14 protein-coding genes are annotated in these 14,453 nt (G+C 69.8%); 10 read left to right on the forward strand and 4 right to left on the reverse strand.

Annotated features, from left to right (window positions below):
• The first annotated feature begins 160 nt into the window (after positions 1-160).
• The 6 genes from PGH47_RS28400 (at position 161) to PGH47_RS28425 (ending at position 5,670) form a co-directional block, all read left to right on the forward strand.
• Positions 161-1,438 carry an extracellular solute-binding protein gene (locus PGH47_RS28400; protein ID WP_271665750.1) on the forward strand — a complete coding sequence of 426 codons (1,278 nt, stop codon included), beginning with the start codon at positions 161-163 and terminating at the stop codon, positions 1,436-1,438.
• 79 nt (positions 1,439-1,517) lie between these two features.
• Complete coding sequence (locus PGH47_RS28405; RefSeq protein WP_271665751.1) at positions 1,518-2,516, forward strand: carbohydrate ABC transporter permease; 999 nt, start codon at positions 1,518-1,520, stop codon at positions 2,514-2,516.
• A complete protein-coding gene (locus tag PGH47_RS28410; RefSeq protein ID WP_269643665.1) occupies positions 2,513-3,343 on the forward strand; it encodes a carbohydrate ABC transporter permease in 831 nt (276 codons plus the stop codon). The genes PGH47_RS28405 and PGH47_RS28410 overlap by 4 nt, the downstream gene beginning before the upstream one ends.
• 10 nt (positions 3,344-3,353) lie before the next feature.
• Positions 3,354-4,838 (forward strand): glycoside hydrolase family 3 protein, encoded by a 1,485-nt coding sequence (locus tag PGH47_RS28415; RefSeq protein WP_271665752.1) that lies wholly within the window; start codon positions 3,354-3,356, stop codon positions 4,836-4,838.
• Between the two features lie 56 nt (positions 4,839-4,894).
• Positions 4,895-5,143: a helix-turn-helix transcriptional regulator gene (locus tag PGH47_RS28420; protein WP_030949243.1), complete on the forward strand. Its 249-nt coding sequence runs from the start codon at positions 4,895-4,897 to the stop codon at positions 5,141-5,143.
• The gene (locus PGH47_RS28425) at positions 5,140-5,670 is read left to right on the forward strand and encodes a hypothetical protein (protein WP_271665753.1); all 531 of its coding nucleotides are present in this window, start codon (positions 5,140-5,142) and stop codon (positions 5,668-5,670) included. Before PGH47_RS28420 ends, PGH47_RS28425 begins: the two co-directional genes overlap by 4 nt.
• Positions 5,671-5,930: 260 nt before the next feature.
• On the opposite strand, the gene nagB is transcribed toward PGH47_RS28425, so the two are convergent.
• Positions 5,931-6,716 (reverse strand): glucosamine-6-phosphate deaminase, encoded by a 786-nt coding sequence (gene nagB / locus PGH47_RS28430; protein WP_030949248.1) that lies wholly within the window; start codon positions 6,714-6,716, stop codon positions 5,931-5,933.
• Positions 6,717-7,147: 431 nt separating this feature from the next.
• On the opposite strand from nagB, the gene PGH47_RS28435 reads away from it, so the two are divergent.
• Positions 7,148-8,236 (forward strand): SIS domain-containing protein, encoded by a 1,089-nt coding sequence (locus tag PGH47_RS28435; protein WP_271665754.1) that lies wholly within the window; start codon positions 7,148-7,150, stop codon positions 8,234-8,236.
• A 329-nt stretch (positions 8,237-8,565) separates the two neighbouring features.
• Here the strand turns inward: PGH47_RS28435 and PGH47_RS28440 are convergent, their stop codons facing one another.
• Positions 8,566-9,318 (reverse strand): SDR family oxidoreductase, encoded by a 753-nt coding sequence (locus PGH47_RS28440; protein ID WP_271665755.1) that lies wholly within the window; start codon positions 9,316-9,318, stop codon positions 8,566-8,568.
• A 95-nt stretch (positions 9,319-9,413) separates the two neighbouring features.
• Here PGH47_RS28440 and PGH47_RS28445 point away from each other — a divergent pair, with 95 nt between their 5' ends.
• Together PGH47_RS28445 and PGH47_RS28450 are read left to right on the forward strand one after the other, a co-directional pair.
• Positions 9,414-10,205 (forward strand): TetR/AcrR family transcriptional regulator, encoded by a 792-nt coding sequence (locus PGH47_RS28445; protein ID WP_271665756.1) that lies wholly within the window; start codon positions 9,414-9,416, stop codon positions 10,203-10,205.
• 423 nt (positions 10,206-10,628) lie between these two features.
• Positions 10,629-12,095, forward strand: coding sequence for a sensor histidine kinase (locus PGH47_RS28450; RefSeq protein ID WP_126898329.1), 1,467 nt, complete (start codon positions 10,629-10,631; stop codon positions 12,093-12,095).
• Positions 12,096-12,302: 207 nt separating this feature from the next.
• On the opposite strand, the gene PGH47_RS28455 is transcribed toward PGH47_RS28450, so the two are convergent.
• Together PGH47_RS28455 and PGH47_RS28460 are read right to left on the reverse strand one after the other, a co-directional pair.
• Positions 12,303-12,560, reverse strand: coding sequence for a WhiB family transcriptional regulator (locus PGH47_RS28455; RefSeq protein ID WP_006142322.1), 258 nt, complete (start codon positions 12,558-12,560; stop codon positions 12,303-12,305).
• A 319-nt stretch (positions 12,561-12,879) separates the two neighbouring features.
• Entirely contained in the window at positions 12,880-13,848 is a 969-nt protein-coding gene (locus tag PGH47_RS28460) for a diacylglycerol/lipid kinase family protein (RefSeq protein ID WP_271665757.1), read from the reverse strand.
• A 156-nt stretch (positions 13,849-14,004) separates the two neighbouring features.
• Between PGH47_RS28460 and PGH47_RS28465 the strand changes: the two genes are divergently transcribed.
• A complete protein-coding gene (locus PGH47_RS28465; RefSeq protein ID WP_107902950.1) occupies positions 14,005-14,451 on the forward strand; it encodes a hypothetical protein in 447 nt (148 codons plus the stop codon).
• Positions 14,452-14,453 lie beyond the last annotated feature (2 nt).

Here is a 14,453-nt window from a genome sequence, read left to right on the forward strand (position 1 = left end):
TAGGTCGCATAACGGCTGGTCAGACCCCATTCCGCGCCCCTTGACACGCTTTCTGGTCTGGTCCAAGCTCCCCGTACTGGTCTACACCATTGGTCCAGGTCCCGGCCCAACGCTCGTGCGGGGAGGCAGGGGGGTTTGTGGCATCCCTGAGGAGGGTGGCGTGAAGCGCAAGCTGATTTCCGCGATAGGTGTCGCGGGCATGATGATCTCCCTGGCGGCGTGCGGGGGCGACAACGGCGACGGCGGCGACAAGGCCGGCGCCAACGGGTACGCGGGTGAGACGCTCACGGTGTGGGTGATGGACGGCTCCTCCCCCGACCAGTGGCAGAAGGACGTCCAGACGGCCTTCGAGAAGAAGACGAAGGCGAAGGTCAAGTTCGAGGTCCAGCAGTGGAACGGCATCCAGCAGAAGCTGACCACCGCCCTGTCCGAGGAGAACCCGCCGGACGTCTTCGAGATCGGTAACACCCAGACCCCGGCCTACGCCAAGACCGGCGGCCTCGCCGACCTCGCCGACCTCAAGACCGAGATCGGCGCCGACTGGACCGCGTCGCTGAACGAGTCCTCCATCTTCGAGGGCAAGCAGTACGCGGCGCCCTGGTACTTCGCCAACCGTGTCGTCCTCTACAACAAGAAGGTCTGGGCCGACGCGGGCATCAAGGACACCCCCAAGACCCGCGACGAGTTCTACGCCGACCTCAAGCAGATCGGTGAGAAGACCGACGCCGAGCCCATCTACCTGCCCGGCCAGAACTGGTACCACTTCGTCGGCCTCACCATCGGCGAGGGCGTCCAGCTGGTGAAGGAGCAGGACGGCAAGTACGTCTCCAACCTCGACGACCCGAAGGTCGCCGCCGCCATGGAGACGTACAAGAAGTTCCAGGCGCTGTCCAAGGCGCCCAAGGACAAGGACGAGGCCACCCCGCAGCAGGGCGAGGTCTTCGGCAAGGGCAACGTCGGTGCATTCATCGGCATGGGCTGGGAAGCCGGCATCGCCATCAAGGCCAACCCGAAGATCGAGAAGGAGATCGGCTACTTCACCATCCCGGGTGCCACGGCCGACAAGCCCGAGGGCGTCTTCCTCGGCGGCTCCAACCTCGCGGTCGCCGCGGGCAGCAAGAAGCAGGATCTCGCCAAGGAGTTCCTGAAGATCGCCCTGTCCGACAAGTACGAGGGCGAGCTGGCCAAGCTCAACGGCGTCATCCCGAACAAGGAGGCCCTGCAGAGCAACCTGAAGGGCAACGTCGTCGCCGAGGCCGCCGCGCCGGCCGCCGCCGGCGGTGGCACCACGCCGCTGATCCCGGAGTGGGCGGCCGTGGAGAACGCGCCCAACCCGGTCAAGACGTACATGACCGCCGTGCTGAACGGTAAGTCGCCCGCCGAGGCGGCCAAGCAGGTCGAGGACGAGTTCAACAAGCGTCTGGCCCAGCAGCAGTAGACGCACCGGGGGAGGGGGGCCGCTCATGGCGGCCTCCTTCCCCGCGTATCGGCAGGTCTAGGAGGAAGAGAACGCGAGCATGACCGTGCAGACCGAACGGCCGCCCTCCGGCCCGGCGGATGTCCACAAGTCGGCGGGCGGCGGGGGATCCGGAAGGCCGAACCCGAGAGCGTCCCGCATCGGAGCGCTCGCCCCCTACCTTCTGCTGCTGCCCGCCTGCGCGGCCTCCGTGCTGCTGCTCGGCTGGCCGCTGCTGAAGGACCTGCTGCTGTCGTTCCAGAACCTCAACATGGGGCAGCTGATCCAGCATGTCACCGAGTGGAACGGCATCGACAACTACACGGAGGTCCTCACCGGCGAGGAGTTCTGGCGCGTCACCCTGCGCTCGATCCTGTTCACGGCGGTCAACGTCGCCCTGACCATGTTCCTGGGCGGGCTCGTCGGCCTGCTGCTCGCGCGGCTCGGCAAGCGCATGCGGTTCACCCTGATGATGGGCCTGGTGCTGGCCTGGGCGATGCCCGTGGTCGCCGCCACCACCGTCTACCAGTGGCTCTTCGCCCAGCGCTTCGGCGTGGTCAACTGGGTGCTGGACAAGCTCGGCTGGCACTCCATGGCCGACTACAGCTGGACCAGTGACCAGATGTCGACGTTCTTCGTCGTCACCGTGCTCATCGTCTGGATGTCCATCCCGTTCGTCGCGATCAATCTCTACGCCGCGACGACGACCATCCCGGCCGAGCTCTACGAGGCCGCCGCCCTCGACGGTGCCGGCGCCTGGAAGAGCTTCACGACGGTCACCCTGCCGTTCCTGCGGCCCTTCCTCTACGCGACCACGTTCCTGGAGATCATCTGGATCTTCAAGGCGTTCGTGCAGGTCTACACCTTCAATCAGGGCGGCCCCGACCGCCTCACCGAGATCCTGCCCGTCTACGCCTACATCGAGGGCGTCGGCAACCAGCACTACGGCATGGGTGCCGCCATCGCCTTCCTGACCATCCTGATCATGATCGGCCTCACCGCCTACTACCTGCGAATCGTGCTCAAGCAAGAAAAGGAACAAGAGGAGGCCGGGCTGTGAAGCGTTCGCTCTTCGGCCGCGTCTGGCCCAACGCCACGGCCGTCGTCCTGTGCATCGGCTTCGTCTTCCCCGTGTACTGGATGATCGCCACGGCCTTCAAGCCGACCGGAGACATCACCTCCGAGGACCCGGTCTGGTTCCCGACCGACATCACCCTCGAACATTTCAAGACGGCGACCGGCGCCGACCACTTCTGGACGTTCGTCACCAACTCGCTGACCGTCACCGTCCTGGCCGTTGTGTTCTCGCTGGTCATCGCGCTGGCCGGGTCCTTCGCCCTGGCGCGGATGCGGTTCAGGGGGCGCCGCGGCTTCATCATCGGCTTCATGCTCGCCCAGATGGCACCCTGGGAAGTCATGATCATCGCGATGTACATGATCGTCCGGGACGCCTCGATGCTCAACAGCCTCGTGCCGCTGACGGCCTTCTACACGATGATGATCCTGCCGTTCACCGTCCTCACGTTGCGCGGCTTCGTCGCGGCTGTGCCCGCGGAGCTGGAGGAGTCGGCCATGGTCGACGGCTGCACCCGTATGCAGGCATTCCGCCGGGTCATCCTGCCGCTGCTCGCGCCGGGCCTGATGGCCACCTCGATGTTCGGTTTCATCACCGCCTGGAACGAGTTCGCCCTGGTCCTGGTGCTGAACAAGGACGCCGAGGCCCAGACGCTGCCGCTGTGGCTGACCAGCTTCCAGACCGTCTTCGGCAACGACTGGGGTGCCACGATGGCCGCCTCGACCCTCTTCGCCGTCCCGATCCTGATCCTCTTCGTCTTCCTGCAACGCAGGGCTGTCAGCGGCCTGACGGCCGGCGCCGTGAAGGGATAACGCCACCCCGATGACGACATTCGCCAGCGGTACCGACACCCTCACGCGCGACGCGCTGACGGTTCTCCAGCCCGGCTTCACCGGCACCACCGCCCCCGACTGGCTGCTGCGCCGACTCGGCGAGGGCCTCGCCTCCGTCGGCCTGTTCGGCCGCAACATCGCCACGCCCGAGCAGGTGACCGCGCTGACGGCCCAGTTGCGGGCCGAGCGCGACGACGTCCTGGTCGCGATCGACGAGGAAGGGGGTGACGTCACGCGGCTGGAGGTCAGGACCGGCTCCAGCTTCCCCGGCAACCACGCCCTCGGCGCGGTGGACGACGTGGAGCTGACCCGTGAGGTGGCCGCCGAACTCGGGCGCCGCCTCGCCGCCTGCGGCGTGAACCTCAACTGGGCCCCGTCCGCGGACGTGAACTCCAACCCGGCGAACCCGGTGATCGGCGTGCGCTCCTTCGGCGCCGACACCGCCCTGGTCGCCCGCCACACCGCCGCCTACGTCACCGGCCTCCAGTCGGCCGGCGTCGCGGCCTGCACCAAGCACTTCCCGGGCCACGGCGACACGGCGGTCGACTCCCACCACGCCATGCCCCGTATCGACGCGGACGCCTCGGTCCTCACCGAGCGCGAACTCGCCCCGTTCCGCGCGGCGATCGCCGCCGGCTCGCGGGCGGTGATGAGCGCGCACATCCTCGTCCCCGCCCTGGACCCGGACCACCCGGCGACCCTGTCCCGCACGGTCCTGACCGACCTCCTGCGCGGCGAACTCGGCTACACCGGCCTCATCGTCACCGACGGCATGGAGATGCAGGCCATCGCCGCCACCTACGGCATCGAACGCGGCAGCGTCCTGGCCATCGCGGCCGGCGCGGACGCGATCTGCGTGGGCGGCGGGCTCTCGGACGACGAGACGGTACGGCGCCTGCGGGACGCGCTCGTCGCGGCGGTCCGCTCCGGCGAACTCCCCGAGGCCCGGCTGGCGGAGGCGGCGGAACGCGTCCGCGAGCTGGCCCGCTGGACGGCGACCGTGGCACCGGCGGCCGACGGCACCGGGCGCGAGGACATCGGCCTCGTCGCGGCCCGCCGCGCCCTGCGGCTGACCGCCCCGTCCCCGTTCACCCCGCTCACCGAGGCGCCTTTCGTCGCCGCGTTCACCCCGGTCGCGAACATCGCGGTAGGCGACGAGACCCCGTGGGGCGTGGCGGCCGAACTGTCCCGCCTCCTCCCCGGCACGGAGACGGGTGGCTACACCGGCGAGGAAGCGGCCCGGGCCGCCCTCGAAGCGGCCGGCGACCGCCGGGTCGTGGCCGTGGTCCGCGACGAACACCGCCACCCCTGGATGGCAGCCGCCCTGGACGCCCTCCTCGCCTCCCGCCCCGACACGGTCATCGTCGAGATGGGCGTCCCCCAGGCACCGGCGCGAGGCGCCCTGCACATCGCCACCTACGGAGCGGCCAGGGTGTGCGGGCGCGCGGCGGCGGAGGTCATCGCGGGGAAGTGAGACCGCTCGACATCCGATGGTTGCAGCCCTGCTCGCGAATGTAGTACTTCTTATACATGAGCGAGCAGGTGCACAACAGGTTGGCGATGGTGCGTGCCGAGCGCAAGGTGTCGCGCCAGAGCCTGGCCGAGGCAGTGGGTGCCCACTACCAGACCATCGGCTACATCGAGCGGGGGCAGTACAACCCCAGCCTCGACCTGGCACTGAAGATCGCGAAGTTCTTCGATCTGCCGGTCGAGGCGCTGTTCTCCCTCGAACCGTTCCGCCCGCTCACGGACGAGGTCTACGGGAGGAAACAGCCATGACGACGACGCGGATGACGCGCTACGACCGCAGCATGCTCCGGGTGATGAACGACCGCCGAGGCCGCCCCCTCTACGCCACGGCACCGCGCCGGCGCATGGTCGTCGCCGCCCATGTCGCGCTCACCGTGGCCGTCGTGGCGCTGCTCGCCCACTTCTGCCTCTCGCGGGCGGAGCCGACCTGGGCCGCCGTCGCGGGGGCGGTGCTCCTGCTGCCCTGGATGGTGGCGACGGGCGCGATCAACGGCGCCACGCGCGGCCTGCTGGAACTGCGCGAACGAGCCCTGGACGAGCGGCAACTGGCCGAGCGCAGCCGGGTCCTCGCCCGCGCCCACCGTCTGATGACCTGCCTGCTTGCCGGGTCCGTGATCGGCCTGCTGGCAGCGGGCGCCCTCGACGGCGACGCCCTGCGCACCTACACGGCCCCCGCCCTCGCCGCCGTCCTCGTGGCCCACTGGCTGATGCCCCTGTGGGTGGCAGGCCTGACGGCCCAGGACGAGCCGACCGAGGACGAGCCGACCGCGCTTTAGGGCAGCAGGCCGGCGGAGAACGCTCTTGGGTGGGCCCATACGCCGACGGGTGCTCCTGGAGAGGGCCATGCGGCGCGGGCTCGGGCGGGGCGGGCCCGCGCGTCGTCGGGTGCTCCTGGAGAGGGCCTTGCGGCACGGGCTCAAGCAGAGCGGGCCCATGCGGAACGGGCGCTCTCGGTGGTGGGGTCCGTCGCCGAGAGCGCCCGTCGGCGCACCCGGCCGCCTCGGCTCGCGTGCCGCAGTCGCAGCCGCAGCCTCGCTCAGATCCCCTGCCAGTCCGGCTTGTTGACGTAGGTGTGCCGGAAGTAGTCGGCCAGCTTCAGCTTCGACGCGGCGGCCTCGTCGACCACGACCGTGGCGTGCGGGTGCAGTTGCAGCGCCGAGGCCGGGCATACGGCCGCGACCGGCCCCTCGACGGTCGCCGCCACGGCGTCCGCCTTGCCCTCGCCGGTCGCCAGCAGCACCAGGTGCCGCGCCTCCAGGATCGTGCCGATGCCCTGCGTGATGACGTGATGCGGCACCTGTTCGATGTCCCCGTCGAAGAACCGCGCGTTGTCGATCCGGGTCTGCTCCGTCAGCGTCTTGATCCGAGTCCGCGAAGCCAGCGACGAACAGGGCTCGTTGAACCCGATGTGCCCGTCGGTCCCGATCCCCAGCACCTGGAGGTCGACGCCCCCGGCGGCGGCCAGCGCGGCGTCGTACGCCTCGCACGCGCCCTGCACGTCCTCGGCCGTACCGTCCGGCCCCATGAACGCGTCCATCCCGATCCCGAGCGGCTCCAGCACCTCGCTCCGCAGCACCGAACGGTAGGACTCGGGGTGCTCGGCCGGCAGCCCCACGTATTCGTCGAGCTGCGCGATCCGCGCCCGCGAGACGTCCACGGCGCCGGAGTGCACCTTGGCCGCCAGCGCCGCGTAGATGGGCAGCGGCGTCGACCCGGTGGCCACGCCGAGCACGGCGTCGGGCTTGCGCCCGAGGAGCTGAGCCATGGCCTCGGCTATCAGCTCGCCACCCGCCTTGGCGTCCGGAACGATGACAACTTCCACGCTGGGCCTGCCGATCTGAAGAGGGTCTCGATGGGCACCCTGAAGGGGGCATGTGGTTTAGACCAATCTAACAGAGCGGACCCTACGAGGCCCAGGTGAACGCAAGCCTCACGGACATTTCGATGCGGACATTTCGAGAGCCCGTCGGGCAGGCGTCATGCCCTGTGGGGGAGTGGAATGGAGAGTGTCCGTCCGAACCCGTCCCACCGAACTGTCCGTCCCAACTCCGTCCCACCGACCTGTCCGTCCGAGCGGTCGGCCGCCGGGCACATCCCGAGCGACGAGGCCGCAACCCAGCCAACACCGAGCACCGGCCACAGCCGACAGCCGACAGCCGGCAGCCGGCAGGCACAACCGACAACCGGCAGGCACAACCGACAACCGGCAGGCACAACCGGCAGCGCCGGCCGGCGCGAGAGCAGGAAGGGCCCATGACCACCGTGACCCCGTACCCGCCCGACCCCCAGGCCCCGCACAACGAGCTTCCCGGCCGGATCATGGCCCGCGAGATGGCCGAACAGCCAGCCGTGCTGCGCCGGATCCTGTCCCAGGGCGCCCCCGCCATTCACCAGGTCGCCCGCGAGATCGCCGCCCGCTCCCCGCGCTTCGTCCTGCTCACGGCCCGAGGCACCTCCGACAATGCCGCTCTCTACGCCAAGTACCTCCTTGAGATCCGCCTCGGCCTCCCCTGCGGTCTGGCCTCGATGTCGACGATCACGGCCTACGGCGCCCGCCCCGACCTCACCGACGTCCTCGTCATCACCGTCAGCCAGTCCGGCGGCTCCCCGGACCTGGTCGCCTCGACGCAGGCCGCCCGCGAGGCCGGCGCGATCACCCTCGCGGTGACCAACAACCCCGACTCCCCGCTGGCCGGCGTCTCCGAGTACCACCTCGACATCATGGCCGGACCCGAGCGGGCCCTCCCCGCGACCAAGACTTATACGGCCTCCCTCCTCGCCCTCTACCTCTTCGTCGAAGGTCTGCGCGACGGCGACGGCTCCGCAGCCGAGGCCCTCCCGGACATCGCCGAGCAGCTGCTCGCCCGGCAGGACGAGGTCCGCACCCTCGCCGCCCGCTACCGCTTCGCCGAGCGCATGGTGATCACCTCCCGCGGCTACGGCTACCCCACGGCCAAGGAAGCCGCCCTCAAGCTGATGGAGACCAGCTACATCCCGGCGCTCTCCTACTCCGGGGCCGACCTCCTGCACGGCCCGCTCGCCATGGTCGACAACGTCTCCCCGGTCATCGCGGTCGTCCCCGACGGCAAGGGCGGCGAGGCGCTCCGGCCTGTCCTCGACCGACTCCGGGGCCGCGGCGCCGACCTGGTCGTCATCGGCCCCCGGCAGCAGGTCGAGCAGGCCTCGGCCGGCTTCGTCCTGCCCACCGAGGACGTCGCCGAGGAACTCCAGCCGATCCTGGAGATCCTCCCGCTCCAGCTCCTGGCCTACGAGGTCACCATCGCCCGCGGCCAGGACCCGGACGCACCGCGGGCTCTGGCGAAGGTGACGGAGACTCGTTGACGCCGGACGCCGGACGCCGGACGCCGGACGCCGGACGCCGGACGCCGGACGCCGGACGCCGGACGCCGGACGCCGGACGCCGGAAGGAGGAAGCCGAGAGCCGGGAGCGGGACGCCGGGTCGTGCCGACGGCGACCGGCAGCGCAAGCCAAGGCACCCCGCAGGCCACGGCACCCCGCAGGCCACGGCACCCCGCGAGCCAGGCCACCCCGCGGGCCAGGGCACGGCAGGCCAGGCCAGAGCAGGACCAGCGGTAGAGGCGCAGCGGCGGCCGCGTCGGAGCCGGCGTCGGGCTCGGACAGGCCGGGACGGCCCCAGCTGTCGCCACCCCTAATGCAGGCTCAGCAGCGATCCCCCCGTCGCATCGATGTGCTGCCCCGTGACCCAGCGGGAGTCGGGTGACGCCAGGAACGCCACCACGTCCGCGACGTCGGACGTGGTCCCGACCCTGCCGAAGACCGAGACGCCCTCGGCATGCGCACGTATGCCGGGGTCGGCGAGCGCCCCGCTCGTCAGGTCCGTGTCTATGAAGCCGGGCCCGACCGAGTTGGCCGTGATGCCGCGCGGCGCCAGCTCGGCCGCGAGAGAGCGGGTCAGGGTCGTGACCGCGCCCTTGGCCATGTGGGTGGCGGCGATCGGTGCGATGGCGGCGTCCGTGGCCGCCGTGACGTTGATGATCCGGCCCTCGTCGCGCAGCCGTCGCAGGCCGTGCTTGACGATGAAGAACGGTGCCTTCGCGTTGACCGCCTGCGTGCGGTCGTAGGCCTCCTCGTCCGTCTCGCCGATGGAGGCGAAGAGGGCCATCCCCGCGTTGTTGACCAGGACGTCCACGCCCTGTGCATGGCGATCGAAGGCCTGCCACAAGGTCTCGGCGTCACCGGGCACGCCCAGTTCGGCGCGGATCGCGAACGCGCTGCCGCCCACGGCCTCGATCGCGGCCACCGTCTCCTTCGCCGCCGCCTCGTTGCTGCCGTAGTGCACGGCGACCCGTGCCCCGTCGCGCGCCAGCCGCTCGGCGATCGCCCGTCCGATCCCCCTGCTCGCCCCCGTGACCAGTGCCGTCCTGCCCGTAAGCACGCCCATGTCGACGCCCCCTCGTCATTGTCTAGCGGTCGCTACAGAAAGAACGTACAACAGTCGACCGACGTTTCTCTAGCGCCCGCTATAAAATGCACTCCATGGTGAGCGGCAAGGAAACGAAGCTGACGGAACAGGGGGAGGCGGGGGCGCGGGAGGCCGCTGGCAAGACTCGGGGCACGGCGCCGACGAGCGACCATCCCCTCGGGGCCGCGAAGACCCGTGACCACCCCCTCGGCGCCGCGAAGACCCGCGACCGCCCCCTCGGTGCCGCAAAGGCTCATGACCGCCCCGTCGGCACGGCCAAGACCCGTGGCCGCCCGCGGTCCTTCGACCGCGAGACCGCCCTGGAGAAGGCGATCCTGGCCTTCTGGGAGCGGGGCTACGAGGCGACCTCCGTCTCCGACCTCACGCGCGCCATGGACATCGGCGCACCGAGCCTCTACGCCGCGTTCGGCGACAAGCGCTCCCTCTTCGAAGAGGTCGTCCGCGTCTACTCCTCGCGCTACGCCGCGTTCGCCGACCACGCCCTCGCCGAGTCGCCCACCTCGCGGGACGCCGTAGAGCGCACCCTGCGGGAGGCCGCCGGCGCGTACACCGAACCCGACCGTCCGCACGGCTGCCTGATCGCCCACGCGGCCATCAACTGCACCACCCCGGAGGTCGCGACCTCCCTGCGGGACCGCCGCAACGCCACCATCGCCGCCTTCGAGGGCCGTATCGAGGAGGACATCGCCGCAGGGGCCCTCCCCGCCGGCACCGACGCCGGCGCACTGGCCCGGCACACCGGCGCGATGATCCAGGGCATGTCACAACAGGCGCGCGACGGGGCGAGCCGGGAGGAACTGGAGGCACTCGTGGAAATTGCCATGGCCATCTGGCCCCGCACATGAACCCACACGGGTTAGGCTGCGTGATGTATGCCAGGGCGTCCTACCAGTTCTCCAACTGGTCCGGAGCCCGCGAAGAAAACGTCAACAGCAAACACGCTCCAACGCATGGACACACCAGAGTGGTCTAGTCCACAATGCGAAGGAGTGCGTGGCTACGAGAACGCACCGACTTCCGTCTTCCCCGCACAGGAAGGCGGACCGAGGAACCGGAGCTCTCTGCCCTGACTGCCCCGGGTCCTCATCCTCGGCCGACCGGGACCGCACACCCCACGGCCGATATTGCTCCGGGCTGCGGTGCCGGGAGGGTTGAGGGTCCCTCCCAGGCGCCGCGGCCCGCGGGTGTTTTCAGGGCCTGATCCCTTCCCCGGTGGCTGGTTTCCAGCGATGTCCGTACCGCCAGGTACGCTCGGCCCCGTGCCCTCCATGAACGAACTCGTACGCCAGCACACGGCCCTCGACGACTCCGACCTCGAGTGGCTCCACCTGCTGGTCTCGGAGTGGCAGTTGCTCTCCGACCTCTCCTTCGCCGACCTCGTGCTGTGGGTCCCCACCAGTGACGGCACCCGCTATGTCTCAGTGGCGCAGATGCGGCCCAACACCGGCCCGACCTCGTACCAGGACGACATGGTCGGCCACCTCGTCCCGCGCGGCCGGCGCCCGATGCTGGACGCCGCGCTCGACGAGGGCCGGATCGTGCGGGAGGGCGACCCCGAGTGGCGCGAGGAGGTGCCGGTCCGCGTCGAGTCGATTCCGGTACGACGGGACGGGCGCGTCCTGGGTGTCATCGCGCGCAACACCAACCTGCTGACCGTGCGCACCCCGAGCCGGCTGGAGCTCACATACCTCCAGAGCGCCTCGGACCTCGCGCAGATGATCGCGGCCGGATCGTTCCCGTTCGCCAATCAGCAGGTCGACATGGACGCCTCGCCGCGTGTCGGCGACGGCCTGATCCGCCTCGACGCCGACGGCCTCGTCCAGTACGCCTCGCCGAACGCGCTGTCCGCCTACCATCGCCTCGGCCTCGCCTCCGACCTCGTCGGCCAGCACCTGGGCATGACCACCGCCGAACTCGCCCCGACCCACGGGCCGGTGGACGAGGCGCTCGCCAAGGTCGCCAGCGGATGGGCGCCCCGCGAGTTCGAGATCGAGGCGAACGACGGGGTCATCCAGTTCCGCGCGATCCCGCTCAAGCCCAAGGGCACTCGCATCGGTTCGCTGGTCCTGCTCCGGGACGTCACCGAACTGCGCCGCCGCGAGCAGGAGTTGATCACCAAGGACGCGACCATCCGGGAGATCCACCACCGGGTGAAGAACAACCTCCAGACGGTCGCGGCCCTGCTCCGTCTCCAGGCCCGGCGCATCGAGTCCGAACGCGGCCGCGAGGCACTGGAGGAGGCGGTCCGGCGCGTCGGTTCGATCGCGATCGTGCACGAGACGCTCTCCCAGAACCTCGACGAGCGCGTGGAGTTCGACGAGATCGCCGACCGGGTGCTGGCGATGGTCGCCGAGATCTCGCCCGGCAAGGTCAACGGCCGGCGCACCGGCCGGTTCGGCATCCTGGACGCCGAGGTCGCCACTCCGCTGTCGATGGTCCTGACCGAGATCCTCCAGAACGCCCTGGAGCACGGCTTCCGCGAGGGCGAGACCGGCACGGTCGAGGTCGCGGCGGTCCGCGGCGGCACGACGAAGCAGGTGCGCCTCCTGGTCACGGTCCAGGACGACGGCGTGGGCCTGCCCGAGGGATTCGACCCGCACACCGCGGGCAACCTCGGCCTCCAGATCGTACGGACCCTGGTCGAGGGGGAGTTGGGCGGCACGTTCGACATGGTCCCGGCGCCGGAGCGGGGGACCAGGGTGATACTCGACATCCCGGTGCGGGCGCACAAGTAGGTCCGGGGTCAGGGTGCGCGCACAGACCCCGGGTCCGGGGTGTGCGGACAGCAAAGAGCCCCAGCCCGTTCGGGGGCTGGGGCTCAACATGCTCGTTGCCAGCATTCGCTGCGCATCGGGGGTACTGCGCGCTGCGGCTCGGGGGCGGGAGATGCGTACTCGCTGTACGCGCCGCCAAGCTCAGGCTGTTTTAGCGGGGCGGGTGTGTCAGGCGGAGGCCTGACGGGCCCGGTTGCGGGCGGCGCGGCGCTTCATGGCGCGGCGCTCGTCCTCGCTGAGACCACCCCAGACGCCGGAGTCCTGGCCGGACTCGAGCGCCCACTGCAGACACTGATCCATAACGGGGCAGCGGCGGCAGACGGCCTTGGCTTCCTCGATCTGCAGCAGCGCAGGACCGGTGTTGCCGATGGGGAAGAAGAGCTCGGGGTCTTCCTCGCGGCAAACGGCGTTGTGACGCCAGTCCATGGCTGCTACCTCTCCTTGGTATTACGTGCTGATTGCTTGTGAATGTGAACGCTTTCACGAATCCCTCAACAAGTGAAGGGCCGACCGCCAGGTTCCCTGGCGAGGTCCTGTGATTTGAAGAGGGGTTCCGGTGATCAGTGGAGGCCGGTCTTGCGGGCCGTCCCGATCGCCACGTAGAGACTCGCAAACCTCAGCGACGGATACAACCCCTTCCGGAAAGTTTTTTTTGATTCCTCGGTGTCGACTAGGTCACAGCCGTACTTCCATGGGGTGGATCCTGGCCTAAACGTTCGAGTGAAAGGACTTTAGCCCGTTCCGCTCACACAATCACACGCAGTGCACGGCGTACGCCTGTGAACGTCACGCTCGTACGCAGCCCTAGGTGGTCGCCGTCCATCTGAAGGGGCAACGGCACCTTCGAATGCAAGGTGAACTGGTCAAGGTCGTGGAGCGTGACCGCATGCTTCCCGTGAGCCCCCCGCTCGGGGGACGAAGTGAGCAACTGGGTCGCATAACGGGCAACCGCGACCGTGGACATCCGGCTGAGACCGAGTACGTCGAGGCCCGTATCGAACGAAGCCTTAGGTGCCGCGTACACCGGACGATTACCCAGATACGTCCACGGAGCGGTGTTGCAGACTATGGACAGCACCAAATCGGTCACCGGGTCCTCGCCCGGCCGCTCCAGTGTGATAGTGCCGTGCCGGCGGTTGGGCTCCTGGATGAACTGGCGTACCACCTGGCGCAGATAAAGGGCGTGCGTGGACTTCTTTCCGCGCTCGCGCTGCTGCTCGACCCGGCCGACCACGCCCGCGTCGAAGCCGAGCCCCGCGCAGAAGGTGAACCATCTCTCCGGGACGCCCTCGTCCTCGGTGCCCGGGGTGCCCGCCGCGATACCCATGCCGACCGTACGTTCGCTGCCCTCGCGCAGCGCGTCGAGCAGGGCGCCGGTCGCCTCCACGGCGTCGTTGGGCAGGCCGAGCGCTCGGGCGAAGACATTGGTGGAGCCGCCGGGGACCACGGCGAGGCCGGGGAGGCCCTCCGGGTCGGGGCCGTTGTGCAGCAGTCCGTTCACGACCTCGTTCACGGTGCCGTCGCCGCCGAGGGCGACCACCAGGTCGATCTCGCCGCTCTCCGCCGCCTGCCGGCCGAGGTCCCGGGCGTGGCCGCGGTACTCGGTGGTGACCGCCTCCAGCTTCATCTCGCTGGCGAGCGCATGGATCAGGACATCGCGCGTACGTGCGCTTGTGGTGGTTGCTGCCGGATTGACCACGAGAAGTGCACGCATGGGTTGCAGCGTACCTACTGGGGGGTACCGGGCACAGGCCGAGGTAGGGATCAAGTAAGAGATGGAGCGTGAGCCTCGACACGGGTGATCGCGACGGCCGGTTCATGCGGGAGCCTCCGCCGAGGTGGCCGTAACGGGGACGGCTACCCTTCAGGGGTGACCAAGGAGCAGAACCCCACCACCCCGGAAACCGCCGGCCCGCGCCCGCGGCGGCTGACGTACGCGGCCGTGCTGACCGCGCTGGAAGGCGTCGGCCTCGCCGTCGGGGGAGTCTGGGTGCTCGTGCTGGGGCTGACCGGTGATCCGGACGACCGGCAGCAGGCCGTCACCCTCGGCGTGACCCTGGTCGCGCTCGCGCTGCTGCCGCTGCTCGCCGCGCGAGGGCTGTTCGCCCTGCGCAGCTGGAGCCGGGGGCCGTCCATCATCACGCAGATCCTGGCGCTGCCGGTGGCCTACAGCCTGTTGCAGGCCGACAGCATCGCCATCCCGGCGGGCATCGCGATCGCTGCGATGGCGATCGCCACGCTCGTGTTCCTGGTCAATCCGGCGACGACCGAGGCCCTCGGGATCCGCGGGCCCGGCAACGCACCGGATCAGAAGTAGCC

Source organism: Streptomyces sp. HUAS 31 (assembly GCF_028198125.1).
Taxonomy (GTDB): domain Bacteria; phylum Actinomycetota; class Actinomycetes; order Streptomycetales; family Streptomycetaceae; genus Streptomyces; species Streptomyces chartreusis.